The organism is Rhizobium sp. SVR5-9E (assembly GCF_056755095.1).
In genome coordinates this window covers 19,378-44,297 of the sequence record NZ_JBNDHS010000027.1, presented here as the reverse complement: position 1 = coordinate 44,297, position 24,920 = coordinate 19,378, and the positions used below count along the sequence as shown (strand labels likewise).

24 protein-coding genes and 1 pseudogene are annotated in these 24,920 nt (G+C 61.0%); 10 read left to right on the top strand and 15 right to left on the bottom strand.

Annotation, left to right across the window (positions count from 1 at the left end):
- The first annotated feature begins 229 nt into the window (after positions 1 to 229).
- Positions 230 to 733: a hypothetical protein gene (locus ACPYOJ_RS14880; protein ID WP_481416936.1), complete on the top strand. Its 504-nt coding sequence runs from the start codon at positions 230 to 232 to the stop codon at positions 731 to 733.
- Here ACPYOJ_RS14880 and ACPYOJ_RS14875 read toward each other — a convergent pair.
- Genes ACPYOJ_RS14875 through tsaD form a run of 5 tightly spaced genes read right to left on the bottom strand, consistent with a single transcriptional unit; the run spans position 723 to position 4,191 of the window.
- On the bottom strand, positions 723 to 1,370 hold the full coding sequence (locus tag ACPYOJ_RS14875; RefSeq protein ID WP_481416954.1) for a class I SAM-dependent methyltransferase: 648 nt from the start codon (positions 1,368 to 1,370) through the stop codon (positions 723 to 725). The genes ACPYOJ_RS14880 and ACPYOJ_RS14875 overlap by 11 nt on opposite strands.
- Before the next feature lie 7 nt (positions 1,371 to 1,377).
- On the bottom strand, positions 1,378 to 1,809 hold the full coding sequence (locus ACPYOJ_RS14870) for an EVE domain-containing protein (RefSeq protein WP_481416935.1): 432 nt from the start codon (positions 1,807 to 1,809) through the stop codon (positions 1,378 to 1,380).
- Between the two features lies 1 nt (position 1,810).
- Positions 1,811 to 2,104 carry a YciI-like protein gene (locus ACPYOJ_RS14865; RefSeq protein ID WP_481416934.1) on the bottom strand — a complete coding sequence of 98 codons (294 nt, stop codon included), beginning with the start codon at positions 2,102 to 2,104 and terminating at the stop codon, positions 1,811 to 1,813.
- A 9-nt stretch (positions 2,105 to 2,113) separates the two neighbouring features.
- Positions 2,114 to 3,097 (bottom strand): NAD(P)H-dependent glycerol-3-phosphate dehydrogenase, encoded by a 984-nt coding sequence (locus ACPYOJ_RS14860; RefSeq protein ID WP_481416933.1) that lies wholly within the window; start codon positions 3,095 to 3,097, stop codon positions 2,114 to 2,116.
- Entirely contained in the window at positions 3,094 to 4,191 is a 1,098-nt protein-coding gene (gene tsaD / locus ACPYOJ_RS14855) for a tRNA (adenosine(37)-N6)-threonylcarbamoyltransferase complex transferase subunit TsaD (RefSeq protein ID WP_481416932.1), read from the bottom strand. Before tsaD ends, ACPYOJ_RS14860 begins: the two co-directional genes overlap by 4 nt.
- A 72-nt stretch (positions 4,192 to 4,263) precedes the next feature.
- On the opposite strand from tsaD, the gene hemC reads away from it, so the two are divergent.
- From hemC to ACPYOJ_RS14815, 8 genes are all read left to right on the top strand, one after another.
- Positions 4,264 to 5,193 carry a hydroxymethylbilane synthase gene (gene hemC, locus ACPYOJ_RS14850; RefSeq protein ID WP_481416931.1) on the top strand — a complete coding sequence of 310 codons (930 nt, stop codon included), beginning with the start codon at positions 4,264 to 4,266 and terminating at the stop codon, positions 5,191 to 5,193.
- Between the two features lie 6 nt (positions 5,194 to 5,199).
- A complete protein-coding gene (locus ACPYOJ_RS14845; protein ID WP_481416930.1) occupies positions 5,200 to 5,904 on the top strand; it encodes a uroporphyrinogen-III synthase in 705 nt (234 codons plus the stop codon).
- An 89-nt stretch (positions 5,905 to 5,993) separates the two neighbouring features.
- Complete coding sequence (locus tag ACPYOJ_RS14840) at positions 5,994 to 7,241, top strand: COG4223 family protein (RefSeq protein WP_481416929.1); 1,248 nt, start codon at positions 5,994 to 5,996, stop codon at positions 7,239 to 7,241.
- Positions 7,242 to 7,244: 3 nt separating this feature from the next.
- Entirely contained in the window at positions 7,245 to 8,828 is a 1,584-nt protein-coding gene (locus ACPYOJ_RS14835; protein WP_481416928.1) for a heme biosynthesis HemY N-terminal domain-containing protein, read from the top strand.
- 17 nt (positions 8,829 to 8,845) lie between these two features.
- Positions 8,846 to 9,331, top strand: coding sequence for a tellurite resistance TerB family protein (locus tag ACPYOJ_RS14830; protein WP_481416927.1), 486 nt, complete (start codon positions 8,846 to 8,848; stop codon positions 9,329 to 9,331).
- Entirely contained in the window at positions 9,318 to 10,079 is a 762-nt protein-coding gene (locus tag ACPYOJ_RS14825; protein WP_481416926.1) for a glutamine amidotransferase, read from the top strand. The genes ACPYOJ_RS14830 and ACPYOJ_RS14825 overlap by 14 nt, the downstream gene beginning before the upstream one ends.
- A 193-nt stretch (positions 10,080 to 10,272) precedes the next feature.
- The gene (locus ACPYOJ_RS14820; RefSeq protein WP_168831917.1) at positions 10,273 to 10,563 is read left to right on the top strand and encodes a YggT family protein; all 291 of its coding nucleotides are present in this window, start codon (positions 10,273 to 10,275) and stop codon (positions 10,561 to 10,563) included.
- Positions 10,560 to 10,874, top strand: coding sequence for a DUF167 domain-containing protein (locus ACPYOJ_RS14815; RefSeq protein WP_481416925.1), 315 nt, complete (start codon positions 10,560 to 10,562; stop codon positions 10,872 to 10,874). The genes ACPYOJ_RS14820 and ACPYOJ_RS14815 overlap by 4 nt, the downstream gene beginning before the upstream one ends.
- Positions 10,875 to 10,879: 5 nt before the next feature.
- Here ACPYOJ_RS14815 and ppa read toward each other — a convergent pair whose 3' ends face one another.
- The 8 genes and pseudogenes from ppa to ACPYOJ_RS14775 all read right to left on the bottom strand — a co-directional run bounded on the left by ppa (position 10,880) and on the right by ACPYOJ_RS14775 (position 22,077).
- A complete protein-coding gene (gene ppa / locus ACPYOJ_RS14810; protein ID WP_481416924.1) occupies positions 10,880 to 11,413 on the bottom strand; it encodes an inorganic diphosphatase in 534 nt (177 codons plus the stop codon).
- 189 nt (positions 11,414 to 11,602) lie between these two features.
- Positions 11,603 to 12,109, bottom strand: coding sequence for a GNAT family N-acetyltransferase (locus ACPYOJ_RS14805; RefSeq protein ID WP_168831669.1), 507 nt, complete (start codon positions 12,107 to 12,109; stop codon positions 11,603 to 11,605).
- Between the two features lie 204 nt (positions 12,110 to 12,313).
- Entirely contained in the window at positions 12,314 to 14,134 is a 1,821-nt protein-coding gene (gene typA / locus ACPYOJ_RS14800; protein WP_168831670.1) for a translational GTPase TypA, read from the bottom strand.
- A gap of 123 nt (positions 14,135 to 14,257) precedes the next feature.
- Positions 14,258 to 15,837, bottom strand: a pseudogene (locus tag ACPYOJ_RS14795) (alkaline phosphatase D family protein).
- A gap of 167 nt (positions 15,838 to 16,004) precedes the next feature.
- Complete coding sequence (locus ACPYOJ_RS14790; RefSeq protein ID WP_481416953.1) at positions 16,005 to 17,684, bottom strand: ABC transporter permease; 1,680 nt, start codon at positions 17,682 to 17,684, stop codon at positions 16,005 to 16,007.
- A gap of 110 nt (positions 17,685 to 17,794) precedes the next feature.
- Entirely contained in the window at positions 17,795 to 18,754 is a 960-nt protein-coding gene (locus tag ACPYOJ_RS14785) for an ABC transporter substrate-binding protein (RefSeq protein WP_481416923.1), read from the bottom strand.
- Positions 18,747 to 19,862, bottom strand: coding sequence for an ABC transporter ATP-binding protein (locus tag ACPYOJ_RS14780; RefSeq protein ID WP_481416922.1), 1,116 nt, complete (start codon positions 19,860 to 19,862; stop codon positions 18,747 to 18,749). Before ACPYOJ_RS14780 ends, ACPYOJ_RS14785 begins: the two co-directional genes overlap by 8 nt.
- A 127-nt stretch (positions 19,863 to 19,989) precedes the next feature.
- Entirely contained in the window at positions 19,990 to 22,077 is a 2,088-nt protein-coding gene (locus tag ACPYOJ_RS14775) for a M3 family metallopeptidase (RefSeq protein ID WP_481416921.1), read from the bottom strand.
- A 203-nt stretch (positions 22,078 to 22,280) separates the two neighbouring features.
- Between ACPYOJ_RS14775 and ACPYOJ_RS14770 the strand changes: the two genes are divergently transcribed.
- Positions 22,281 to 22,712 (top strand): hypothetical protein, encoded by a 432-nt coding sequence (locus tag ACPYOJ_RS14770; protein WP_481416920.1) that lies wholly within the window; start codon positions 22,281 to 22,283, stop codon positions 22,710 to 22,712.
- 89 nt (positions 22,713 to 22,801) lie between these two features.
- Here ACPYOJ_RS14770 and ACPYOJ_RS14765 read toward each other — a convergent pair whose 3' ends face one another.
- Positions 22,802 to 23,443, bottom strand: coding sequence for a LysE family translocator (locus ACPYOJ_RS14765; protein WP_481416919.1), 642 nt, complete (start codon positions 23,441 to 23,443; stop codon positions 22,802 to 22,804).
- A 128-nt stretch (positions 23,444 to 23,571) separates the two neighbouring features.
- Positions 23,572 to 24,795 carry an argininosuccinate synthase gene (locus ACPYOJ_RS14760; RefSeq protein ID WP_481416918.1) on the bottom strand — a complete coding sequence of 408 codons (1,224 nt, stop codon included), beginning with the start codon at positions 24,793 to 24,795 and terminating at the stop codon, positions 23,572 to 23,574.
- Between the last annotated feature and the right edge of the window lie 125 nt (positions 24,796 to 24,920).

Here is a 24,920-nt window from a genome sequence, read left to right as displayed (position 1 = left end):
TTGCATCATGGCGACGTTTAATCTTCGAAACCCCTGAGGACAAGTGCAATTCTTGTCGCGCCTTATTTTAATCGATTCGCGCCGCCGCAAGGTGGTCTGAAACAAAAACTCGCGCGCTGCCGCTTACATTTTATCCTGATTTTTCATCGCTCAAGTGGACTTAAGGACGCTTTTGACGCAAGCTGGCGTTAACGATTTGTTAATGTCGGATTTCCGGAGGCCAGCGTCCATGTTGCAGCGTATGTCGAAAGTCGTTCCGCTGGTGCTATGCGCGTTGATTGCGCTTCCTGCCAGCGCAGGCGAGCGCCACTCGCATCATCCCGGCATGTTTCACCGGGTAAACAGCGCCAAGCCCTTGTTCGGCAAGCCCTTGTTCGGCAATCAAAGGTTCTTCAATCACGAGTTCGGCGATCGCCGGCACTTCCACAAGCGCTTTGTTCGCCTCAGGCATTTCTCACCGTCATGGAATGGCTATCGCGTCCGCAGTGTCATTGCGGTAGCGCCGCAACTAGCACCGAACTTCTACAATGGCGCTTACGACGGTAACAATGGCGTGTACGGCGGCTCCTACGCGTATGAGACGGAAGGCAACACCTATTTCGGCGCCGAGGGTTATGCGCCCTACGGCGCACCGCAGGCCGCACCCCTCGCGCCTATAGCCAAGGTGATTGATGTCGCCCAGCAAGGTGATCCTTGCAGCTATGAGGCCAACGTCTGCGTGATCAGGCCCTGAATCGCCAGACAGTCGTTTTCTTGATCTCGCTATCCTCGAGCGCCCGCGTCACGGGGACTTCGTAGATCGCGCAAAGCTCCAGCCGTTCTTTCGGCAGATAGGCGCGTCCCGGATCGCCGACGAGAACCTCCTTGCCTTCACCGGAGAGCCGCTCGAACCACGGAACGAGCGCCTCTGCGAAAGCGCGGTCATAGAAAACGTCGCCCGCCAGCACAACATCGGCATCAACGTCCTGACCGATGAGATCGGCGCCATCGAAATCAACCGAGACACCGTTTGCAGCTGCATTGAGCCGCACGGCAGTTTCGGCCCAGGGATCGATGTCCGCAGCCCTCACCGCCGCCGCACCTGCCAGTTTCGCCGCGATCGCGACGAGGCCCGAGCCCGTTGCAAAGTCGAAAACGCGCTTGCCCCGCACCGTCTGCGGATGATCGAGGATATAGCGTGCAAGTCCCTGCCCGCCTGCCCAGGCGAAGGCCCAGAACGGCGGCGGCAGACCGATCTCCGCCAGTTCTTCCTCCGTCTTGAGCCAGAGTTGGTGCGCTTCGCTCGCGAGGTGCAGCCTGATCTCCGGCACATGCGGTGGCGTGATCAGGCTCGTGTTTGCGTGGATGAAGAGTTCCGGATCGGTCTTCAAGGGGCGGTCAGCGCGGCGGATTGTCGAGGCCGCCCATGCGGCAGACTTCGAGCCACTCATCATCGGTCACCGGCTGGACCGAAAGCCGCATCGAGGTCACCAGAGACATCTTCGAAAGCTTCTCGTTCGCCTTGATGTCCTTCAGCGTCACCGGATTCGGCACATCACGCACGGCGCGGATATCGACGCAATCCCATTTCGGATCGCCCTTTGCCGTGGAATCCGAATGCGACAGCGCGCAGACCTCGACAATGCCGACGATCTCCAGACCGTCGTTGGAATGGTAGAAGAAGCCTTTGTCGCCGATCTGCATGGCGCGCATGTTATTGCGGGCAAGGTAGTTGCGAACGCCCGTCCATTCGGTGCCTTTCTCGCCCGCGGCCTTCTGCTGCTCCCATGACCAGGAAGACGGTTCGGATTTATAGAGCCAATGCGCCATTTCACGCCTCCGGTTTGTTGAAGACCCAATTGAACGGCTTAATCTCGACGCTCTCGAACAGGCCGGCTTTCGCATAGGGGTCGGCATCGGCAAGCGCCTTGGCTGCTTCCGCCGTCTCGGCCTTCACGATCACCATGCTGCCGCAAGGCTTGCCGTCACCATCGAGGAACGGTCCGGCCATGCCGAGCGTGCCTTCGGCATTCAGCTTGTTCAAGTATTCCACATGCACGGGGCGCACTTCCATACGCAGATTGAGATGCTCCGGCTTATCCTTGCAAAGAAGGGCGAAAAACATGTCTGTCTCCTATTCGGTCGTAATCGGACGTGTCATCAATTGTTCGATGGCCTCTGCAATCCCAAGCTTGCCGTCGATAATGGCCGAGACGGCGTCGGTGATCGGCATTTCGACACCAACTTCACGCGCCAACCGCGAGGCGACGGCCGCGGCAAATGCGCCTTCCACCAGATCGCCATGCGAGGGGTCGGCCTTTTCGCCGTGTCCGAGCGCAATACCGAAGCGCAGGTTGCGCGACTGATGGCTCGTTGCCGTCAACACCAGGTCGCCCAGCCCGGAAAGCCCGCGCACCGTATCCGCCTGCCCGCCCTTGGCGACCACGAGGCGCGACATCTCCGCCAGTCCGCGCGCAATCAGGGCCGCACGCGCTGAATCGCCGATGCCGCAGCCTTCAACAATGCCGCAGGCAATCGCCAGAACGTTTTTCAGGGCGCCGCCGAGCTGCACTCCGATGCGGTCGACCGATGCGTAAAGCCGGAAAGTCCGGCCTGAAATCGCTTGCGCCAGCCGGTCGGCGACAACCATATCCGACGCCGCAATTGCCATCGCGGTCGGCAGCCCCTTCGCAATATCGGCCGCAAAGCCCGGCCCGGACAACACCGCAATGTGATGCTGCGGCAACTCGCGTTCGAGCATATCGGTCAGCAAGTTGCCGGTCGCCCGCTCGATGCCCTTGGCGCAGGTAACGACGATCGCATCCTTGGCAAGATAGGGGCCATATTGCCGGGCCGCATCCGCCTGCGCCTGCGACGGCATGGCGAATAGCACGATATCTGCGCCACCGATCGCGTCAGGCTCTGCCGAAAACGCAAGCGCTTCCGGCAGCACAATCCCGGGGAGAACGGCATCATGGATGCGTTCCTCCTTCAGGTCGGCGATCAGCGAAGGATCGCGGCCGACGAGCGTGACCTGACTGCGGCCGGTGAGGGTAATAACGGCTGCAAGCGCCGTTCCGAACGCACCGGCGCCAACGACAGCAATTCGCTCGCTCATGCCTTTGCTCCTCGCTTACCGTAGTTGATCAGCGCTTCCGCATTCGAATCCAGCGGCCAGCGCGAGCGTGGCTGCACATCGAGGTCATCCGGCGCAACGCCCGTGGCCATGCGCTCCAGCCCTGCCCAGGCGATCATGACAGCATTGTCGGTGCACAATCTCAGCGGCGGCGCGACGAAGCGAAAGCCGTGTTTGTCGCAAAGCGCCTGCAGCGTACCACGCACTTCCAGATTGGCCGCAACGCCTCCCGCGACGACCAAAGCCGGCTTCTCGTTCAGATGCGGGAACTCCGCTTTGAACCGCTGCAATCCACGGCTGATGCGATCTTTCAATGTCCGCGAAATCGCCTTCTGGAACGAGGCGCAGATATCGGCGACATCCTTGTCGGTTAGCGGCGCGATATCCGTCGCTGCCTGCCTTACCGCCGTCTTCAACCCCGAAAAGGAGAAATCGAGGCGTGCTTCTCCGACCAGCGGCCGCGGGAAGTCGAAGCGGTCCGGATCACCGTCCTTTGCCGCCTCTTCCACCTGCGGCCCGCCTGGATAGGGCAGCCCCAGCAGCTTCGCGGTCTTGTCGAAGGCCTCGCCAAGCGCATCGTCGATCGTCGTTCCCCAGCGCTCATATTGACCGATGCCGCGAACGAGGATGAGCTGCGTATGCCCGCCGGACACGAGCAGCATCAGATAGGGAAAGGCGAGCCCGTCCGTCAGCCGCGCCGTTAGCGCATGGCCTTCGAGATGGTTCACGGCATAGAGTGGCTTGCCGGCGGCCTTGGCGATCGCCTTGCCGGTCATCAGCCCCACCAGCAGCCCGCCGATCAGCCCCGGCCCGGAGGTTGCGGCGATCGCATCGACGTCGGAGAGCGACAGATTGGCTCGCTGCAAAGCTTCGTCGATCAGTGTGTCGAGCGCCTCGACATGGGCGCGTGCGGCGATCTCTGGTACGACGCCGCCATAGGCGCTATGCTCGTCGAGCTGGCTCAGAACGACGTCGGAGAGCACGTTCGAGCGCCCGTCGGCATCGCGCTCGACAACAGCCGCGGCGGTCTCGTCGCAGCTTGTTTCGATGCCGAGGATGCGGAGAAAGGGAGCCATGAAGCCTATCGTTGATTGCGATGGTTGATAAACCCGGTTACGAGACCTTCCGGTAACAACGGATCAAAGCGGATGCAAACAAAACCTTTCCGGATCGGCACGCGAGGCAGCCCGCTGGCGCTAGCCCAGGCCCACGAAGCGCGCGACCGGCTGATGGCAGCGCACGGCCTGCCGGAGGAAATGTTCGAAATCGTCGTGCTAACGACGACAGGCGATCGCATCACCGACCGCTCGCTCGCCGCAATCGGCGGTAAGGGTCTCTTTACGCAGGAACTGGAAGAAAAGCTCGCCAGCGGCGACCTCGACCTCGCCGTCCACTCCGCCAAGGACATGCCGACAGTGCTACCGGAAGGACTCTATCTTTCCGCGTTTCTGCCGCGCGAAGACATTCGCGATGCAGTGATCGGCCGCACGGCGCCGAAACTGATAGAGCTGCCGCATGGCGCAACCGTCGGATCGGCCTCGCTCCGCCGGCAGGCCTTGATCCGCCGCATCCGCCCGGATATCAAGGTCGTGGTCTTCCGGGGCGCCGTCGAAACCCGCCTGCGCAAGCTGGATGAAGGCCAGGTCGATGCAACGCTGCTGGCGCTCGCGGGGCTGAAGCGTCTCGGCAAGGTCAGCGTGATCACCGACATCCTCGACCCCGACACTTTCCCGCCCGCGCCCGCGCAGGGCGCAATCTGCATCGAAAGCCGCATCGGCGACCAAAGAACCGACGATCTGATTGTCCCGATCAACGACCCGACAACCTTCGATGCCGTATCCTGCGAGCGCGCTTTCCTTGCCGCACTCGATGGCTCCTGCCGCACGCCAATCGGCGGCTACGCGATCTGCGAAGGCGATCTGATCAAATTCTCCGGCCTGATCATCACGCCGGACGGCCGCAACCAGCATTCGGTTACCATCGACGGACACCGGCGCGATGCCGCAGCGCTTGGAACGCGCGCCGGTCAGGACATCCGGGCGCGCGCCGGTAGCAGCTTCTTCGACGACTGGAGCTGATGCACGATGCGCGTGCTCGTCACCCGTCCACTGCCTTCGGGGGAACGAACCGCCAACAGCTTGCGCGACATGGGGCACGAGCCGGTGCTGTTGCCGCTCTCGCGGCCGGTGCATGATAGCAGGGCCGCAATAGACGGGCTGGCGAGGAGTAACGGCCCGATTGCGATCACGAGCGCCGAGGCTGTTCGCGTGCTCTCTTTGTCGGGTGAAGATATCAAACCCCATCTCCTGCGGCCTCTGTTTGCGGTCGGGGGCGCCAGTGCGAAGGAAGCTGAAGCCATCGGCTTCAATTCGGTCGCCGCTTCATCCGGTGACGGGGCGCAACTGGCCGAACTGATCGCACGTCAAACGCAGGAGACAGTCACCTATCTTGCCGGGTGGCCGCGCGCGGAGACATTTGAACTCAGGTCACGCGCACTTGATCTGAAGCTCGACGTCATCGAATGCTATCGAATGCAGCCCGCAGCACCCGATCCGGACACTCTGCGAACGGCACTGACGCCGCCTCCGCAGGCTATACTTCTCTATTCTCGTCAGACCGCGGAGAGCTTTTTCCATCTCGCTGAAATCCAATCGGAATCTGCCTGGATTGACGATGCCCTCATCTTATGTCTCAGCAAATCAGTTGCGACGGCCATTCCGGCTGCGCTCGGTAAGAAACTTCGCATTGCAGCATCGCCTGACGAAACCAGCCTTCTCTCGCTTCTTTGAAGGGTTAGCCCACCAAATTTGAGGTGGCCTCTTTTCTTCACTGGCATCACTGACTAGTTTCGTTGCAATGCAGGAAAATGAGGATCCTCATGGTATCGGGAAAGCCGCCACGCCATTCGAAGAATACCGACGAGCCGGTGACGATCGATTTGGAGGCGCAGAAAATTGCCAAAGCACCTGATACCGAGAAGCTCGAAGAGCCCGCAACTGAGGCGGAAGCTGCTGGTCCCGGGGACATAGCAGCCAATCAGGCCGAACCTGTTGTCACGAACGAAGAGCAGCAGTTAAGGGACGCCGACGAGTCTCTCTCGACTTCCGAAGAGCCCGCACAGCCCGAGACCCGAGCTGAGTCCGAACCGGTCCCGCAGCCACAGCGTGGCGGAACGACCTCGGGCTTGATCGCCGCCGGCATATTCGGTGGCCTTGTTGCCTTGCTCGGCGCTGGCGTGATCCAATATGCAGGCTACCTCCCCTCGGCGCCGCCGCAGGAGACATCGGCGGAAACAGCCGACCTTGCTGCTGAGATCGACGGCCTGAAGCAGTCCGTCGCCAGTCTCGCTGCAGCCCCTGATACGGCTAATGCCGCGCTTGAGGATCGCATCTCTACCCTCGAAACGGCGGCGAAGACGCCCGCTACGGCCGCGCCGGCGGATACCGCAGCGGTGGACGCACTGAACCAGAAGGTCGCGGATTTGACCTCTCAGATGGAGCAGTTGCAAGCTTCGCTGTCGCAATCCTCCCAACAAGAGGCGTCGAGCGACGCCGATATCGCCAAGCGCCTGGAGGAAGCCGAGAAGAAGCTGAACGAGCCGCGTCAGGATGTCGCCGTCGCCAAGGCCATTGCGGCAGCTGCGCTCAAGGCGGCAATCGACCGCGGCGGTCCGTTCATGGCCGAGCTCGACACTTTCGCCGGCGTTTCTCCAGACGATCCTGCCGTCGCCGATCTCCGCAACTTTGCCGAAACCGGCGTACCCTCCCGCGCCGAGCTGATCCGCCAAATTCCCGATGTTGCGACCGCCATCGTCCATTCCGTCGACCAGCAGGATCCGAACCAGAGCTGGTCCGACCGGCTGATGGCGAGCGCCAAGTCGCTGGTCACGGTGCGCCCTGTCGGAAACATCGAAGGCGACAGCGTTGAGGCAGTCGCCGCCCGCATGGAAGATAAGGTGAAGAATGGCGACCTCCCGGGTGCCTCCAACGAGTGGAACAATTTGCCCGCGAACGCAAAGCAGGCTTCTGCCGCCTTCAAGCAGTCGCTGGAGGCTCGCATCCGCGTCGAGGAACTTGTCGCGGGCACGCTCTCCAATGCCATCTCCGGCACTGGCAAGGAGGGCTGACCGATGATCCGTCTCGTCGTCTTCGCCGTCCTCGTTCTCGTTCTCGGCTATGGCTTCTCCTGGCTTGCAGACCGCCCCGGCGATCTGTCGCTGGTGTGGGAAGGTCAGCTCTATCAAACAAAGCTGATCGTCGCGGCAAGCGGCCTCATAGCGCTGCTTGCGGTCGTCATGGTCGCTTGGTGGCTGATCCGCACGATTTGGACCTCGCCCCATTCCGTCACCCGCTATTTTCGCGCCCGCAAGCGGGACCGCGGCTATCAGGCGCTGTCGACTGGTCTTATTGCTGCCGGCGCCGGCAACGCCCTGCTGGCGCGCAAGATGGCAGCCAGATCCCGAGGGCTCATCCGGGCCGATCAGGAACCGCTGATCAACCTCCTCGAAGCACAGGCCGCCTTGATCGAGGGACGGCATGACGAGGCGCGCGCCAAATTCGAGGCCATGGCCAACGATCCGGAAACGCGTGAACTCGGCCTTCGCGGGCTTTATCTCGAAGCTAAACGCCTCGGCGCCAACGAGGCCGCGCGCCAATATGCCGAAAAGGCGGCCGACACCGCGCCCTATCTGCCCTGGGCAGCTCAGGCGACGCTGGAGTATCGCAGCCAGGCCGGCCACTGGGACGATGCCATTCGCCTTCTCGACCGTCAGAAAGCCGCCCGTGTCATCGAAAAGCAGGAGGCGGACCGCCTGCGAGGGGTCCTGCTCACGGCTCGCGCCGACGACAAGCTGGAAAGCGACCCTGCCGGCGCACGCGACGACGCGACATACGCACTGAAACTCGTCCCGGATTTCCGGCCGGCGGCCATTATTGCCGCCAAGGCGCTTTTTCGCGAAGACAAAGTGCGCAAGGCTGCCACGGTCCTCGAGCAGGCATGGAGGGCAGAACCGCATCCCGAGGTCGGCCAGGCCTATGTTCTCGCCCGAAGCGGCGATTCCACGGTTGATCGCCTGAAACGCGCTGAGCGGCTGGAGGCCTTGCGCCCAAACAACGTCGAATCGCTCCTCGTCGTGGCGCAGGCGGCGCTCGATGCGAGGGACTTCACCAAGGCGCGGGCCAAGGCCGAAGCCGCTGCCCGCATGCAGCCGCGGGAAGCAGCCTTCCTGCTGCTTGCCGATATCGAAGAAGCCGACACCGGCGACCAGGGTCGCGTCCGCCATTGGCTGGCCCAAGCGCTGAAGGCTCCTCGCGATCCGGCTTGGGTCGCCGACGGTTTCGTTTCGGATAAATGGCTTCCTGTCTCACCCGTCACCGGCCGTCTCGACGCCTTCGAGTGGAAGGCGCCCTTTGGCCAACTCGAAGGACCGGTCGAGGAAGGCTCCACCGTCTCCATCGATACCGCGCTGAAAACCCTGCCGCCCGTGCGCGGGACACGGTCGGAAAGCGCGGCTAACGACCATCGAATCATCGAGCTGGAGCGCGCCGCAACGATTGCCGAGGCAGCGCGCCCGGCACCGGCTTCCGCGCCGAAGCCGGCCAACGCGGCTGTGGTTCATGAGCAGCCAGAACCACAACCCTATTATGGAATGCCGGATGATCCTGGCGTTCACAATACAAGCGCGGAACCCAAGACACGGCTTCGCCTTTTCTGAATGGAACGAAAATCCGCATGTTCGAACGTTTTCAGGCATTCCTCCACAACATCACTGCCGACAATCCCAAGAAGGGTTTCGATCCTGACGATCCGCGCATCGCCGTTGCCGCTCTCTGCATGCAGGTGATGGAAGCTGACGGCAAAATCAAAGACAGCGAAAAGAAGCGGCTGCGCAAACTGCTGAAGGAGCAATATCGTCTCGACGGAAAGCAGCTGGACGGGGTGATCGCAGCCGCGCAGGAAGCGGAAAGCACCGCTGTTGACTACTATCACTTCACATCGGATCTAAAGCGCCATCTCAACACCGAGCAGCGGCTGGAACTCATCGGCATCCTTTGGGATATCGTCTATGCCGATGGCGAGCGCAGCGAGATGGAGGACCACGTCATCTGGCGGATCGCCGACCTGCTCGGCGTCTCCTCCCGCGAGCGCATCCAGAAGCGTCAGGAGGCCGCCGCCCGCGTGACCCATGCGGTGGTACAGCAAGATGACGCCGATTGACCGCCCGCTCAGCCGCGACAAACGCCCGGTCCTGATCGTTCTGCACCAGGAGCACTCCAGCCCCGGTCGCGTCGGTCAGCTCCTAGTCGAGAAGGGTTATCGCCTTGACATGCGCCGCCCTGCTCTGGGCGACAAGCTGCCGACCACGCTCGAAGGCCATGCCGGAGCGGTGGTGTTCGGCGGACCAATGAGCGCAAACGATCCGGACGATTTCGTCAAGACAGAGATCAACTGGATGGACATTCCGCTCAAAGAGAACCGGCCGCTGCTCGGTATCTGCCTTGGAGCACAGATGCTCGTACGCCATCTCGGCGGCAAGGTTCAGCCAAATACCGACGGCTCGACCGAGATCGGCTGGTATCCGCTGCGACCGACCGAAAAGGGCCGGCTGCTGATGCACTGGCCGAAGATGGTCTATCACTTCCATCGTGAAGGCTTCGATCTGCCGCACGGCGCTGACCTGCTCGCGGAAGGTGATACCTATCCCAACCAGGCCTTTCGCTACAACCGCAATGCCTGGGCGCTGCAGTTCCATGCGGAGCTCACTCGCGTAATGATGCATCGCTGGGTCGTCCATGGCGCCCATCGCTTCATCCTGCCCAATGCGCAGCAGGGGCGTGAGCATCTCGAAGGGCGCATGCTTTTCGACGCGCCACTCAAGGCATGGCTCAACGAATTTCTCGATATCGTCTTCGAAGGCAAGACGGCAAAGACCGCACCGAGCTCAATGGCTGCGCTCCCCGCTTAAGCGCACCCCCGCTCGCTCCCCTTTTGATCCCCAACGAACAAGATCCTGCCGTCACCCTTCTCTGCTGCTGAACGATGCGTTCGACGAGCCTCTGGCACGCGTAAAAACGCGATTCACCACCCGTTTTTACGCGGCACTTGCCCGTTTAGCCGCCAATGGCTACATGTCTGTCAGCAACGAACTGGAGACGACGATGATTGCCCTCTTTCAAACCATTGATTTGGCTTTGAATCTTTACACTTGGGTGCTGATTGCTAGCGCCATTTTCTCGTGGCTTTACGCCTTCAACGTCATCAACTCCAGCAATCAGTTCGTCAATTCGGTCGGCATGTTCCTCTACAATGTCACCGAACCGCTGCTCCGGCCGATCCGCCGTTTGCTGCCCAATCTGGGCGGCATAGACATCTCGCCAATCATCCTGCTGCTGATCATCTTCTTCCTGCGCTCCTTCATGTGGAACACGATTTTCCCGCTGGTGGCGTGACCTCCGCCTGGAAGATTTTCGATGACCACGTCCGCCTCACCATACGGCTCACGCCGAACGGCGGGCGCGATGCGATCGATGGTATCGAGACCGAGGGAGACGGCGCGAGTCATCTGAAGGCCCGCGTCACGGCAGTCCCCGAAAAGGGAAAAGCCAACAAGGCGCTGATCGCGCTTCTCTCCAAAGCGCTCGGCATTCCGAAATCCTCGATCGAACTGATATCAGGCGATACAGCGCGCAAAAAAATCCTCCGGATCGAAGGTGACCCGGAGGATTTGGTCGAAAGGCTCGAAATTCTTCTCAAGCCGTAATCGGCTTAATTCGCCTTCTTGGCGCGCTCGACGGCCTCGAGGATCAGCTGGCCTGCTTCCTTCGAATCGCCCCAGCCGAAGATCTTCACCCATTTGCCGGGTTCCAGGTCCTTGTAGTGCGCGAAGAAGTGCTCGATCTGCTTCAGCGTGATTTCCGGAAGGTCGGTATAGTCCTTCACCTTCTCGTAGCGCAGCGTCAGCTTCGGCGAAGGGACAGCGATGATCTTCTCGTCCTTGCCGGAATTGTCTTCCATCTTCAGAACGCCGATCGGGCGGACATTGATGACGCAGCCCGGGACCAGCGGGCGCGTGCTGGCGATCAGCACGTCGATCGGATCGCCGTCTTCCGAGAGCGTGTGCGGCACGAAGCCGTAATTGCCGGGATAGGTCATCGGCGTATAGAGGAAGCGGTCAACAACCAGCGTGCCGGCTTCCTTGTCCATCTCGTACTTGATGGGGTGACCGCCGACCGGGACCTCAACGATGACGTTAACGTCCTCAGGTGGATTCTTGCCGATTGAAACAGCGTCTATGCGCATTCGAAACTCCAACAAAGTGAACGGTTCGCAGCCAAATAGTCTGTTTCATTCCGCAGCGCAACACGAGGCGTCCGTCTTCTGTAGGATGCATTCTGCAACGTTGAGAAACGGGCAAGGCGTTTGCCCAACCACTTCAAGGCGTTACGTTGTTTTTGAATGGCGTTTTTAAAAGGCCGGCGCCTGCGCTTCTCAGTTCCAGATGAAGCCGATTTTCTTCAGCTGCCTGTGATCGAAGTTTTCGATGCCTTCACAGAAGTCGATACCGCCATGGCCGCGATAGAACTGGCTGGCATTCTCGTTTTCCTCCAGGCACCAGACGACGAGACCTTTGCAGCCGAGCGATTTCAGAAGCCGCCGTGCCTCGCCGAACAACATTCGGCCAAGACCAATCCCCTGATACTCCGGACGAAGATAGAGTTCGTAGATCTCGCCTTCCTGCGGCAATGCGCGCGCCCGGTTAAGGCCGAGCGTGGCATAGCCGGCGACCGTGCCAGCAACGTCGAGAACAAGCAGTGTTGCCGGTCCACGCGTCGCCTTGCGCCACCAGTTCTCGCCGCGGCGTTCGATCATCTGTGTCAACGCGCGATGCGGAATGATCCCGGCATAGGTATGCTGCCAGGCGAGGCGATGCACCTCTGATATGGCGCGCGCATCGTGCGGTTCTGCCCGCCGGACATCGATCGACAACGTCTTCATAACGCTTACTCTGGTCTTCCAGCGGGCAATTAACCATACGCGATCATGCGTTTCGGCCGGTTGCCCACAGACTTAACATGTGGACGATGGAGCAAAATTTAACGCTTTTTTAACTATTGCGACAAGCAAGATTCGGTGAAGCGCACAAATAAAAAACCCCGGCGCGATGGCCGGGGTCATTAAAGGCTGAAAGACTTCAGTTGCTTAAGCGTACTTGGCCTTTTCGAAACGCTTGCGCTCGTTCGGGTCCAGGTACATCTTGCGCAGACGGATCGATTTCGGCGTCACTTCGACCAATTCGTCGTCCTGTATCCAGGAGAGCGCGCGGTCGAGCGTCATGCGGATCGGCGGCGTCAGCTTGACGGCTTCGTCCTTGCCGGCGGCGCGGATGTTCGTCAGCTTCTTGCCCTTCAGCACGTTGACCTCGAGGTCGTTGTCGCGGCTATGGATGCCGATGATCATGCCCGCATAGACCTTCTCGCCGGCGTCGATGATCATCGGGCCGCGGTCTTCCAGGTTGAACAGGGCGTAGGCAACGGCTTCGCCATTGTCGTTGGACAGCAGCACGCCGTTGACGCGGCCGCCGATTTCACCCTTGTACGGCTGGTAGTCATGGAAAAGGCGGTTCATCACGGCGGTGCCGCGCGTGTCCGTCAGCAGTTCCGACTGGTAACCGATCAGGCCGCGTGTCGGCGCGAAGAACTTCAGACGGATGCGGTTGCCGCCGGACGGACGCAGCTCGACCATTTCGGCCTTACGCTCCGACATCTTCTGGACGACGATGCCGGAATGCTCTTCATCGACGTCGATGACGACTTCCTCGATCGGCTCCATCATGTCGCCGGTCGCTTCATCCTTGTGCATGACGACGCGCGGACGCGACACGGCCAGTTCGAAGCCCTCACGGCGCATCGTTTCGATCAGAACGGCAAGCTGCAATTCGCCGCGGCCGGAGACGAAGAACGAATCCTTCTCGGAGGATTCTTCGATCTTCAGCGCGACGTTGCCTTCCGCTTCCTTGAACAGGCGGTCGCGAATGACGCGTGACGTGACCTTGTCGCCTTCGGTGCCTGCATAGGGGCTGTCGTTGACGATGAAGGACATGGTGACGGTCGGCGGATCGATTGGCTGCGCCTGCAGCGGCTGAGTCACGGCGGGGTCGCAGAAGGTATCGGCGACCGTGCCTTTGGAGAGGCCGGCAATCGCGACGATGTCGCCCTGATGCGCTTCTTCGATCGGCTGACGCTCGATGCCGCGGAAGGCGAGGATCTTGGAGATACGGCCGGTTTCGATGGTCTTGCCGTCGGCATGCAGAACCTTGACGGCCTGGTTCGGCTTGATCGAGCCGGAATTGATGCGGCCGGTGATGATGCGGCCGAGGAAGGGGTTGGCTTCGAGGATCGTGCCGATCATCGTGAACGGGCCCTCGTGGACCGTCGGCTCCGGAACATGCTCGAGCACGAGGTCGAGAAGTGGTGCGAGACCCTGGTCCTTCGGGCCTTCCGGGTTGACGTTCATCCAGCCATCGCGGCCCGAACCGTAGAGGATCGGGAAGTCAAGCTGCTCGTCGGTCGCATCGAGGTTTGCGAAGAGGTCGAAGACTTCGTTGATGACTTCCTCGTGGCGGCCGTCCGGACGGTCGATCTTGTTGATCGCGACAATCGGGCGAAGACCGACCTTCAGCGCCTTGCCGACGACGAACTTCGTCTGCGGCATCGGGCCTTCGGAAGCATCGACGAGAACGATCGCGCCGTCCACCATCGAGAGGATACGCTCAACTTCGCCACCGAAATCGGCGTGGCCGGGGGTGTCGACGATGTTGATGCGGACACCCTTCCACTCGACCGAGGTCGCCTTGGCGAGAATGGTGATGCCGCGTTCCTTTTCCAGGTCATTGGAGTCCATGACGCGTTCTGCAACGCGCTGGTTCTCGCGGAACGAACCGGATTGTTTCAGAAGCTCATCCACCAGGGTGGTCTTGCCATGGTCAACGTGCGCGATGATCGCGATGTTGCGAAGTGCCATATGTTTAGATCTCTGAGGCTAAGGCGCTACGTTGGGAGAATGCGCCAATTACGTTTGGCGCGCTCATACAGGGTTTTTCGCGTTTGCGAAAGGGGGGGCAACGGATAGGTGCCATGCGCAAGCCTAGCTCAGATATTGCGGGTCGATAACCGTCCGCCACAGCTCGGTATCGTTCCGGTCCATCAGCCGTACCGTCAGTTGCTCGGTCTGCCCATCGATATCGACCAAGCCGAAGAATTGCATGCCGGCCGATGGCGGAAGATTCTGCTCTGCACCGCCAGGCGCTGCCTTCATGAATCTCACCTCCGGCCCAAACGTCATGTCCAGTTGCTGCGGGCCGTAGGTTCCCGAATGGAGCGGCCCAGCCACAAACTCCCAGAATGGCAGGAACTCCTTGAACTTCGCCTTGCCGGGATCGTAGTAGTGGGCCGCGGCGTAGTGCACGTCGGCTGTGAGCCAAACGATGTTGGATAGGCCGGCATCGCGGATGAACCGCAGCAAATCGGCAAACTCCAACTCTCGACCGAGCGGCGCGCCATTCTCGCCGTTCGAGATCGACTCGCTTCCACGCCGATGGCCGTAGTCGTCCCAGATCACCAACCCGATCGGCAGGTCGCAGGCAATCACCTTCCAGGTTGCCGTCGAGCGAACCAGCTCCCGCTTCAGCCATGCCACCTGACGCTCTCCCAGCAGACGCGAACCGTCGGAAACGGCGGGATCAACGTCGTGACTGTTCGGTCCTCGATAGGAGCGCAAATCCACGAAGAAGAGGTCAAGCAGAGGGCCATAGGACACCTTGCGGTAGATGCGGCCAGGCTCTTCGGCGACATAGCGGATCGGCGTCATCTCGTGGAAGGCGCGGCTTGCGCGTGCTGCCAGCGTCGAAATGGACTTTTCCGTATAGCGATTGTCATCGCGAAGGTTGGTCGATGGCGACCAGTTGTTCAGGACTTCATGGTCGTCCCATTGATAAAAGACGGGACAGGCCGCATTCAGCTCCTTTACATGATCATCGAGCAGGTTATAGGCCCATTGCCCGCGAAACTGGTCGAGCGTCTGGGCGATCTCCCGCTTCGCCTCCGTGACGATCCTGTTTTTCCAAAGACCTCCATCCCGCAGCTTGATCTCGTCAGGGATCGGGTTGTCGGCATAGATCGTGTCGCCCGAGTGGACCATGAAATCCGGACGGTGATAGGCGATCGTCGCATAGGTTCGCATGCCTTCGTCATCGATGCCCCAACCCTGGCCCGCCGTATCGCCCGACCATGCGAAGCGAATGCTGCGCTTCTGCGAGGGCGCGGTGCGAAACTGGCCCAGGATGGGCTCCGAAAGATCGTTGACGTCCTGTAGGTCCGCCGCTTGGAAGCGATAGAAAATCTCCTGATCGGGCGGGAGATCTTGAAGCAGCAGCTTTCCAGCAAGGCCAGTTTGCGGTGTGACGTCGATGGGCGTCACCCGCACGGCATTGGCGAACCTGTTGCTCGTCGAGTACTCGATGTAGAGACGCGCGGGTCGGTCCACCTGCGTCCAAATCATGCCGGAGCGGGCACCAATATCGCCGGACTGGACGCCAGACGTGAACATAGGACGACTTGAGGAACCACGCGCATAGTAGGGCATAGCCAACCCTGCCGCCGCAAATCCCCCCACACCGCTCCCATGGATGCAAGAAAGCGTCGACGGGTCGTTTCAGTCAATTTCATGCCAAGATGTGTCCGGCTTGCGAGAACGGGAGCGAGCCTCACGCGCCGAACCTATGGCCGCCGTGATGTCATCCTCTTGAAGGCGGCATGACGGTTTTTCGAAACTTCAACGACAGTTTTGTTAAGTGATGGCCTTGGGCGCCGCTGCCGGGATGCTGCGCTGCCGGTCATTCCGCCACCAGTCCGCTACGGCGCAGAAGGGTGAGAAGAAGAAGCGGCAGCAGCGTGGTGATGCAGATGGCGATGAAGGCCATGGCCATGCCGAGCCCGATCGATCCCTGCTCGAACTGGCGCCAGATGAAGGTGGCGATCGTCTGCATGCCGACCGGAGCGACGACGACCGAAGCGACGAGTTCGCGCGAGGCGAGCGCGAAGACCAGCAACATGGAGGAGGCAAGGCTCGGAAAGACTAGCGGCAGGAGAATGCGCCGGAAGGCCGTGACACCGCTGGCGCCGCAGACGCGGGCGGCAGCCTCCAGATTGTCGCCGATCTGTTGGAAGGCCGCCGTCGTGTAGCGCACCGGCTGCGGCAGCAGGATGCAGCAATAGGCAAGCAGCAGGATAAAGGCCGTGTTGTAGGGCGTCGCCGGCAACCACGGCATGTTCCAGGCGAGGATCAGCCCGACAGCCACGACGATGCCCGGCAGCGCGTTCGGCAGGATGGTCATGATGTCGATGGCCATACGGCCGGAGATCTTCGTCTTGACCACCGTATAGGCAGCCGTGACACCGATCAGGCCGGTGATCAGCGCCGTGCCGATGCCGAGCGAGAAGCTGTTGATGAGCGCCGTTACCGCGCCGGCGCTGTTGCTGAACACCGCGATGAAGTTGTTGGGGCTGACATTGTCGAAGGCAAGCCCGCCGGAGATCGTCCGCGCCAGGGCGGTCGCAAGGATCGCCAGCAGCGGCACGCCGGTCGCCAGGAAGGCAACGACCGCAAAAGCGACCATGACGGGGATCTTCAGCGCGCCGAGCGGCCGCTTGTCCTTTGCCGTCGGCTTGCCGCCGACCGTCTGATAGGAGCGGCGCGACAGGATCCAGCGCTGCAGCAGGAAAGTCACCAGCGACATGGCGACCAGCACGAGGGACAGGATCGCCGCCCCCGGCAGGTCGATCGGCCAGTCGGTGACGCGCAGGTCGATGCCGGTGACCAGCACCTGGAAGCCGGCACGGCGGCCAAGCGCGGCCGGCGTGCCGTATTCCTCGATCGCAGCGGCAAAGACCAGCATCAGGCTTGCCGTGAGACCCGGAGCCGAAAGCGGCAGCGTGATGCGCCTGAAGGCGCGCGCCGGGCTCGCACCGAAGACGCGGCCGACATCGGCGTAACGCGCGCCCACGGCTTCGACCGTGCGCGACACCGCGAAATAGACGACCGGGAACGTGTTGAAGGCCATGACCAGCGTCATGCCGAACAGCGAAAAGAGGAAGGGCGCGAGATTGAAGCCAACGAGCTGCTGCAGGTAACCGCGCGGCTGCAGGGTCATGATCCAGCCGAGTGTCGCAATATAGGGCGGGATCATGAAGGGCACGAGCAGCAGCACGTCCCAGAGAGGCGCAAACGGGATTCTATAAAGGGCGCGAAACACGCCGAGCGGTACCGCGACCAGCGCCGAGGCGAGCACCACGCAGCCGCCGAGCAGGATGGTGTTGCCGCCCATACGGATGAGCGAACTGTCGGCGAGCGTTGCATAAAGTGAAGAGAAAGGGCTCGCGAAGGAGCCCTGTCCGAGTTCGGGGAAGATGCCTTGCAGCATCACCGCGACGAAGGGAACGGCGACGACGAGAACAAGACCCGCTGTTGCCAGCCAGGCGGCCGGAGCCGTGCCGTTAGAGCGCCGCGCGTCCATTCGGACGCGCAAAGGACGCTCTAATTTCCTGAATCTAAGCATCGTGCTTACCGAAAATCGATTCCGATTTTCGGGCCGATGCTATGCCGTTTCCTCTCATCTGCCTGGCCTTACTTGGCGCCGTAGAGATCGGCGAAGGCCTTCAGCGTTTCCTTGCGCTTGCCGTAGACAGCAGCCGTATCGTACTTCAGGAGCGTGAGGTCGCTGATCAGCGGGCGGCTGGCGGCGACGTCCGTGCGGGACGGCATCAGCATTTCACCGGCAACCAGCTTCTGGCCTTCGTCAGACAGCATGTAGTCGATGAACTTCTTGGCGTCGTCCTGGTTCTTGGACCAGTTCATGATCATGGCCGGACGCGGCGCGATGACCGTGCCGGACTTGGGGAACACGACTTCGATGTTCTCGCCCTTCTTCTGGGCGGCCAGAGCGATGTAGTCGACAGCACCGAAGACGACCGCCTTTGCACCCTGCAGAACCGGGTTCAGGGCATCGGCGTTTGCGCCGGCGATGATTGCGCCGTTAGCCTGCAGGTCCTTGAAGAGCTTCCAGTCATCCTGGCCGGCGAGAGCCGCGGTCAGTTCGAAGGACGAGCCGGACTGGGCCGGATCCGGGATGTTGACGAGGTCCTTGTATTCCGGTTTCGTCAGGTCAGCCCATTCGGCCGGCTTCGGCGTGCCGCTCTTGGAGTTCCAGACGATGCCGAGAGCCGAGATGCCCTGGGCAACGGCGCCTTCGGACTTCAGGAAGTCCGGAACCTTGGTGGCATTCGGGCTCGTATAGTTGACCAGCCAGCCGCGCTTGGCGAAGTCGTTGGCCGTATCCCAGGAAGCCGAGATCACGACGTCAACGACCGGGTTTGCGGCTTCGGCTTCAATGCGGGCCATGACCTTGCCGGTCGTTGCCTGGAAGACGTTGACCTTGACGCCGGTCTGCTTGGTGAAGCCGGCAGACAGCTTGTCGATCAGGCTCTGCGGGCCAGCGGTATAAACGGTGACATCGGCATGGGCGACGCCGGCCATCAGGGCGGCGGCAACAACGCCAAAAGTGATGCTCTTCAACGACTTAAACATGCTCCAATTTCTCCTTTTTGGACAAATAAACTTGAGTGCCGAACCAGCGGATCTGGCCTGGATCGATCGACAGACCGATACCTTCGCCGGGTCGCAGCTTGGCGCGGCTTAAAACCTGCAATTCGATGGCTTCCGCGCCAACCAGGGAGACGGTCGCAAGATGCCCGTCGCCGCGGAACTGCGAGCGCAGCACCGTCGCGGCAAGCGTTCCCGGCAAAATCTCACTTGTTGTGATCGACGCAGTAGGAATGAGGACGCGCACCGAGCAATCGACGCCATCCGCACCGCGCAGCAGCGCAACGCCGCTTCCTTTGAAGAACCAATGTCCATCGCGATATTCGAGCTCGGCTACACCCCCGAGGCGCAGGAAGTCGGCGACCTCAGGCGTAGCGGGCTTCTCGATCAGCACATCCGGCGATGCCAGCTGCTCGATTAAGCCGCCGCGCATGACGGCGACATCATCGGCCAGCGTCAGCGCTTCGCTATGATCATGGGTAACGTAGATTGCCGTCAGGCCGAGTGTGGCGATCAGTTCGGCGAGTTCGCCGACCATGTTCTCGCGCAGTTCCCGGTCGAGATTGGACAGCGGCTCGTCGAAGAGGATGAGCTGCGGCTCGGCGACGATGGCCCGGGCAATCGCCACGCGCTGCTGCTGGCCGCCGGAAAGATCGCTCGGCCGCCGATCGGCAAGGGCAGCGAGGCCCACGCGCTCTAGCGCACGCATCGTCCGCTCCTGCCGTTCTGCCTTGCCGATACCGCGCATTTCGAGGGGGAAGGAGACGTTCCCGTCCACCGTCAGATGCGGCCAGAGCGCATAGTCCTGGAAGACCATCCCGAGATTGCGCTTTTCAGGCGGCGAGAAAGCCCCACTTGCTGCATCCGCGACGATACGGCCGGCGATGGAGACGGAGCCCTTCGTCGGCGCGAGCAGCCCGGCGACGAGCCTCAGCAAGGTTGTCTTTCCGCAGCCGGACGGGCCTAGGAGCGCAAGCGTCTTGCCCCTGGAGAGCGAAATGTCGATGCCCTTCAGAACAGGCGTAGCCCCATAGTGCAACTCGACGCCGGCCGTCGAAACGGCGGCAGAGAGCTCTGAAGGTTGTGGAGTCATGAAAAAACCGGCATCGGTTGAAATCGATGCCGGTTGCTTATTAAGGTTTAATGACAGTCATGTGACAACGTTGCCGCCCGTCAATACTTTAGCCGTTGCGCATCTAAAATGCGCGATACATGCTCTATCAAGCATCGCTGCCGGATAGTTCTTCGAATGTCGCAAGTCCTTTCTTGACGAGCATCGCATCCGGGCTCGGCAGCTTGCCGCGGAAGGCCTTGTACGTATCTTCCGGATCGATCGAGCCGCCGACGGAATAGATGTTGTCCTTGAGCTTCTGCGCCATCCCGCTGCTGAATGCGTCGCCGGTTTCCTCGAAAGCGGCGAATGCGTCCGCATCGAGCACCTCCGACCACATGTAGGAGTAATATCCGGCCGAATAACCGCCGGAGAAGATGTGCTGGAAGTGCGGCGAGGCGTGGCGCATCACCAGAGACTTCGGCATCCCGAGTTCGGCAAGCACCTGCTTTTGCAGCGCCATCGGGTCTTCCACCGTATCGCGCGTATGGAATTCCATATCGACGATGGCGGACGACGTGAACTCGACGGTGTTGAACCCGGCGTTGAAGGTGCGCGCCGCAAGCACCTTGCCAAGCAGCTCCTGGGGCATGGGTTCGCCGGTTTCGAAATGCACGGCATATTGCTTGAGGATTGCCGGCACCGTCAGCCAGTGCTCGTAGAGTTGCGACGGCAGTTCGACGAAGTCGCGCGAGACGCTCGTGCCCGACACCGACGGATAGGTCACGTTGGACAGCATGCCATGCAGCGCATGGCCGAATTCATGGAAAAGCGTTCGGGCATCGTCCAGCGAAAGCAGAGCCGGCTTGCCCTCTGCGGGTTTTGCGAAGTTGCAGACGTTGTAGATGATCGGCAGTTCGCCCTTTTGCCCATTCTTCATCATGAGCTTGTGCTGCGACTGGAAAGCGCTCATCCAGGCACCGGAGCGCTTGGAACTACGGGCGAAATAGTCGCCCATGAAAAGCGCAATCAACTTGTCTTCACGATCGCGAATTTCGAAAACACGCACATCCGGATGATAGGCGGCAACGCCTTTCTTCTCGACGGCGCGAATGCCGAAAAGACGGCCGGCGACATCGAAGCAGGCCTCGATGATCTTTTCGAGCTGCAGGTAGGGCTTCAGCTCCGTTTCGGAGAAATTGAAACGCTGTGCGCGAATCTTCTCGGCATAGTGGCGCCAGTCCCAGGGCATGACTTCGTGGTTTTTGCCTTCTTCGGCGATCTGCGCGGCGATGTCGTCCTCCTCCTGATGTGCCCGGATGACGGCCCTTGCCCAGACCGAACGCAGCAGACCACTCACCGCGGCCGGTGTCTTCGCCATCGTATTGTCGAGCTTCAGTTCTGCGAAATTGCCATAACCGAGGAGTTGCGCCACCTCGCCGCGAAGGGCCAGCATCTCGCGGATGATGTCGCGGTTATCCGTCTCGCCCCCGTTCTCGCCGCGAGCGACCCAAGCCTTGAAGGCCTGCTCGCGCAGATCGCGCCGCCCGGAAAAGGTCAGGAACGGCTCGATGATCGAGCGCGACAGGGTGACCGCAAATTTCCCCTCTTCGCCTCTTTCGCGCGCCGTCGCCGCCATGGCGTCCTTCAGAAAGTCCGGAATGCCCTCGAGTTCCGGCCCTTCGGAGAGGACCAGTGCCCAGCTCTTCTCGTCGGCCAGCACGTTCTGGCCGAACTGCGTGCTGAGAGCCGCAAGCTTCTCGTCGATGGCAGCGAGCTTCTCCTGCTCGGCCTTCGGCAGCTTGGCACCCGATTTCACGAAACTCTTCCAGCGCCGCTCCAGCACGCGCGTCTGCTCGAGGCTCAGCCCGAGGCTCTCCCGCTTCTCCCAAAGCGTATCGATGCGCCCAAAGAGCGGGGCGTTCATCCCGATCTTGGAATAGTGGCGCGACATCTTCGGCGAGATATCGCGTTCCAGCGCCTGGATCGTATCGTTGGTGTGCGCACCGGCGCGATTCCAGAACAGTGCGGAAATGCGCGAAAGCTCGTCACCTGCGACTTCCAGCGCGACGATCGTATTGTCGAATGTCGGCTCTTCCGGATTCCCGGCGATCGCATCGATCTCCTTGTCATGGGATCCGAGGGCGGCATCGAAGGCCGCGGCAAAGTCGCCGTCGTTCAGCGCGTCGAAGCGCGGCAGGCCATGAAGCCCATTCCAGTTGACGAGCGCCGGGTTGAACTCTGGTGTGGAAGGCATCGCAGATCCTCTGAAACTGTTGCGCCTGCCTATATAGGCAAAGGCCTGGCCGATTGGTATGGCGCGTCGCGACTACCGGCGCATGTTGCGTCGCGGTAAGTTGGGGATGAACGCCGGCAGACGATATTTTGGCGTGTGTCCACGATTGACGCCCCCGCAACCATGGCGATAGTTTTTGCGCCATAGTAACAAAGGGCATTCGCATGGAAATCTTTTCTCTGCGGTCTTCTCAGAATTTGCTCTATAAGAATAATGCCAATAATGCGAAAAACTCGAAGACCGCTGATTTTGCAGTTGCGCCAGCCTCCGGCCATTCCGCGCCATTCCAGATAGAAGAAGCTGCCGGCGGACCGAACTTCGCATCGATCACTCCTGGCGAATTACGCAACTTTGCCCGCCGGAGCTTCGATAGCGGTGTCATCAACCAGGACACCTTTGCCGCGCTCTCCGAACCGCTGCCGATGCATGCCATCGATGCCCGCGGCAATCTCATCGATCTGTCGCACGTCACGGATGGGACGAGCTTCGATTTTCTCGATTATTTCCGGAATCAGCTGGAGATCGAGACATCGATCGGCGATCCGGCGGCGGCAAGGACGATGCAGTCCGTTGTCGATTTCCTAAGCGATGCCTAGAGCACCGCGTGTCAGAATGGACGCATAAAGGACGCTCTCCTAGAGCGTCTGTTCTGCACTTAGACGAGTCCGCCAGAGTGCGGGATACTCTAGGCCCGTCGCCATCCAAGCAGGCCGGGCGTTGCATGCCATAGCGCCTGAACAGCAAATCCCATAAAGAGAACACCGGAGCAGCGGACGATCAGCCGTTCATGCGCGCGGTAGAAGCGGCGCACGGCGCCTGCGCCGATGATCGCAATTAGGATGATGTCGGCGGTTACGAAACCCACGAAAGAGACGCTGAGCAGCAACGGCAAAGCCTCGAAGTCGAGCGCCCCGGCCGAACCGGCAACCAACGCCGTGAAAGTCGCAAGTGCCACTGGATAGCCTTTCGGATTGGTCACGCCGAAGACCAGCCCGCGGCGGAAAGGCCGCTCCACCTTTACCAGAGCCTGCCCGTCGCCCTTGGGTTTTGCCGTGACGGCGCTCCGGCCGATCCAGGCGAGATAGAAGCCACAAAGCAGCCCGAGCAGATCGAAGACGAAGGTGCCAATCGTCCTCGCGCCGACGATTGCGATCAAGGCGAGCGCCGACCAGAGAATATCGCCGACCAGATGGCCCATCATGAAGAATGCACCGGCCTTGCGCCCCTGCCCGGCACCGATGCCAAGTAGCTGCAGGAAAGCCGGACCCGGGATGAGCACGTAAAAGAGCGCTGCCAGAAAGGCGCCGAGAAGAAGCGATTGCGTCATGAGAGGCTCCGAGGGACGATGGCCGTAGACTATGCTAGCCCTGCAATCCGTCAAGCGTCACTGCAACCAAAAGAAAAGGCCCGCACGGCGCAAACCGGCGGGCCTCTTTGTCAAGCAGGTGGGCGCAGTCAGCTCTTGAGGTTGCGCTTGCCGAGCGTGCGCAGGCGCAGCGCATTGAGCTTGATGAAGCCGGCGGCGTCCTTCTGGTCGTAGGCGCCCTGGTCGTCCTCGAAGGTGACCAGCTTGTCCGAATAGAGCGACTTGGGGCTCTCGCGGCCGGTGACCATGACATTGCCCTTATAGAGCTTCAGCGTTACTTCGCCCTCGACATGCTCCTGGCTCTTGTCGATGAGGGCCTGCAGCATTTCGCGCTCCGGCGAGAACCAGAAGCCGTAATAGATGAGCTCGGCATATTTCGGCATCAGCTCATCCTTCAGATGGGCTGCGCCGCGGTCGAGCGTGATGGACTCGATTGCGCGGTGCGCGGCAAGCAGGATCGTGCCGCCGGGCGTTTCATAGACGCCGCGCGACTTCATGCCGACATAGCGGTTCTCGACGAGGTCGAGACGGCCGATGCCGTTGTCGCGGCCGTAATTGTTGAGCGCCGCCAGCAGCGTCGCCGGGCTCATGCGGACGCCGTTGATCGAAACCGCGTCACCCTTTTCGAAACCGACCTTGATCACGGTTGCCTTGTCAGGCGCGGCTTCCGGCGAGATGGTCCGCATATGCACGTATTCGGGAGCCTCCTGCGCCGGGTCTTCCAGCACCTTACCCTCGGAGGAGGAGTGCAGCAGGTTGGCATCGACGGAGAACGGCGCTTCACCCTTCTTGTCCTTGGCGACCGGGATCTGATGCTTCTCGGCGAATTCGAGCAGGTCGGTACGGCTCTTGAACGACCAGTCGCGCCACGGAGCGATGATCTTGATGTCCGGGTTCAGCGCGTAAGCGGAAAGCTCGAAGCGAACCTGGTCGTTGCCCTTGCCGGTCGCGCCGTGGGCAATCGCGTCGGCGCCGGTCTTGCGGGCGATGTCGATCAGATGCTTGGAGATCAGCGGACGCGCGATCGAGGTGCCGAGCAAGTAGACGCCCTCATAGACGGCATTGGCGCGGAACATCGGGAAGACGAAGTCCTTCACGAACTCTTCGCGGACGTCCTCGATATAGATCTCCTTGATGCCGAGCATTTCGGCTTTCTTGCGCGCAGGCTCGAGCTCTTCGCCCTGGCCGAGGTCAGCCGTGAAGGTCACGACTTCGGCGCCGAGCTCAGTCTGAAGCCACTTCAGGATGATCGAGGTGTCGAGGCCACCCGAATAGGCGAGCACGACTTTCTTCACGTCTTTGTAAGGTGCCATGATGATGGGTCCGTTGCATATGGGCGGCGGCTTACCCGCAAAGCCCGGTGTCGCGGGCACTTTTAGCGAGATTGTCACACGACGCAAGGGCAAGGATTGCCGCTGCCGAAGCGCATTGCGTTTGA

Bases quoted from the DNA above. Each gene is read 5' to 3' on its own strand.
- ACPYOJ_RS14880 (WP_481416936.1), top strand. From the start codon at position 230: ATGTTGCAGCGTATGTCGAAAGTCGTTCCGCTGGTGCTATGCGCGTTG.
- ACPYOJ_RS14865 (WP_481416934.1), bottom strand. From the start codon at position 2,104: ATGTTTTTCGCCCTTCTTTGCAAGGATAAGCCGGAGCATCTCAATCTG.
- ACPYOJ_RS14785 (WP_481416923.1), bottom strand. From the start codon at position 18,754: ATGTTTAAGTCGTTGAAGAGCATCACTTTTGGCGTTGTTGCCGCCGCC.
- ACPYOJ_RS14780 (WP_481416922.1), bottom strand. From the start codon at position 19,862: ATGACTCCACAACCTTCAGAGCTCTCTGCCGCCGTTTCGACGGCCGGC.
- ACPYOJ_RS14790 (WP_481416953.1), bottom strand. From the start codon at position 17,684: ATGGACGCGCGGCGCTCTAACGGCACGGCTCCGGCCGCCTGGCTGGCA.
- ACPYOJ_RS14840 (WP_481416929.1), top strand. From the start codon at position 5,994: ATGGTATCGGGAAAGCCGCCACGCCATTCGAAGAATACCGACGAGCCG.
- ACPYOJ_RS14870 (WP_481416935.1), bottom strand. From the start codon at position 1,809: ATGGCGCATTGGCTCTATAAATCCGAACCGTCTTCCTGGTCATGGGAG.
- ACPYOJ_RS14770 (WP_481416920.1), top strand. From the start codon at position 22,281: ATGGAAATCTTTTCTCTGCGGTCTTCTCAGAATTTGCTCTATAAGAAT.
- ACPYOJ_RS14825 (WP_481416926.1), top strand. From the start codon at position 9,318: ATGACGCCGATTGACCGCCCGCTCAGCCGCGACAAACGCCCGGTCCTG.
- ACPYOJ_RS14820 (WP_168831917.1), top strand. From the start codon at position 10,273: ATGATTGCCCTCTTTCAAACCATTGATTTGGCTTTGAATCTTTACACT.
- hemC (WP_481416931.1), top strand. From the start codon at position 4,264: ATGCAAACAAAACCTTTCCGGATCGGCACGCGAGGCAGCCCGCTGGCG.
- ACPYOJ_RS14860 (WP_481416933.1), bottom strand. From the start codon at position 3,097: ATGAGCGAGCGAATTGCTGTCGTTGGCGCCGGTGCGTTCGGAACGGCG.
- ACPYOJ_RS14765 (WP_481416919.1), bottom strand. From the start codon at position 23,443: ATGACGCAATCGCTTCTTCTCGGCGCCTTTCTGGCAGCGCTCTTTTAC.
- ACPYOJ_RS14760 (WP_481416918.1), bottom strand. From the start codon at position 24,795: ATGGCACCTTACAAAGACGTGAAGAAAGTCGTGCTCGCCTATTCGGGT.
- ACPYOJ_RS14845 (WP_481416930.1), top strand. From the start codon at position 5,200: ATGCGCGTGCTCGTCACCCGTCCACTGCCTTCGGGGGAACGAACCGCC.
- ACPYOJ_RS14775 (WP_481416921.1), bottom strand. From the start codon at position 22,077: ATGCCTTCCACACCAGAGTTCAACCCGGCGCTCGTCAACTGGAATGGG.
- ACPYOJ_RS14805 (WP_168831669.1), bottom strand. From the start codon at position 12,109: ATGAAGACGTTGTCGATCGATGTCCGGCGGGCAGAACCGCACGATGCG.
- ACPYOJ_RS14835 (WP_481416928.1), top strand. From the start codon at position 7,245: ATGATCCGTCTCGTCGTCTTCGCCGTCCTCGTTCTCGTTCTCGGCTAT.
- ACPYOJ_RS14830 (WP_481416927.1), top strand. From the start codon at position 8,846: ATGTTCGAACGTTTTCAGGCATTCCTCCACAACATCACTGCCGACAAT.
- typA (WP_168831670.1), bottom strand. From the start codon at position 14,134: ATGGCACTTCGCAACATCGCGATCATCGCGCACGTTGACCATGGCAAG.
- tsaD (WP_481416932.1), bottom strand. From the start codon at position 4,191: ATGGCTCCCTTTCTCCGCATCCTCGGCATCGAAACAAGCTGCGACGAG.
- ppa (WP_481416924.1), bottom strand. From the start codon at position 11,413: ATGCGCATAGACGCTGTTTCAATCGGCAAGAATCCACCTGAGGACGTT.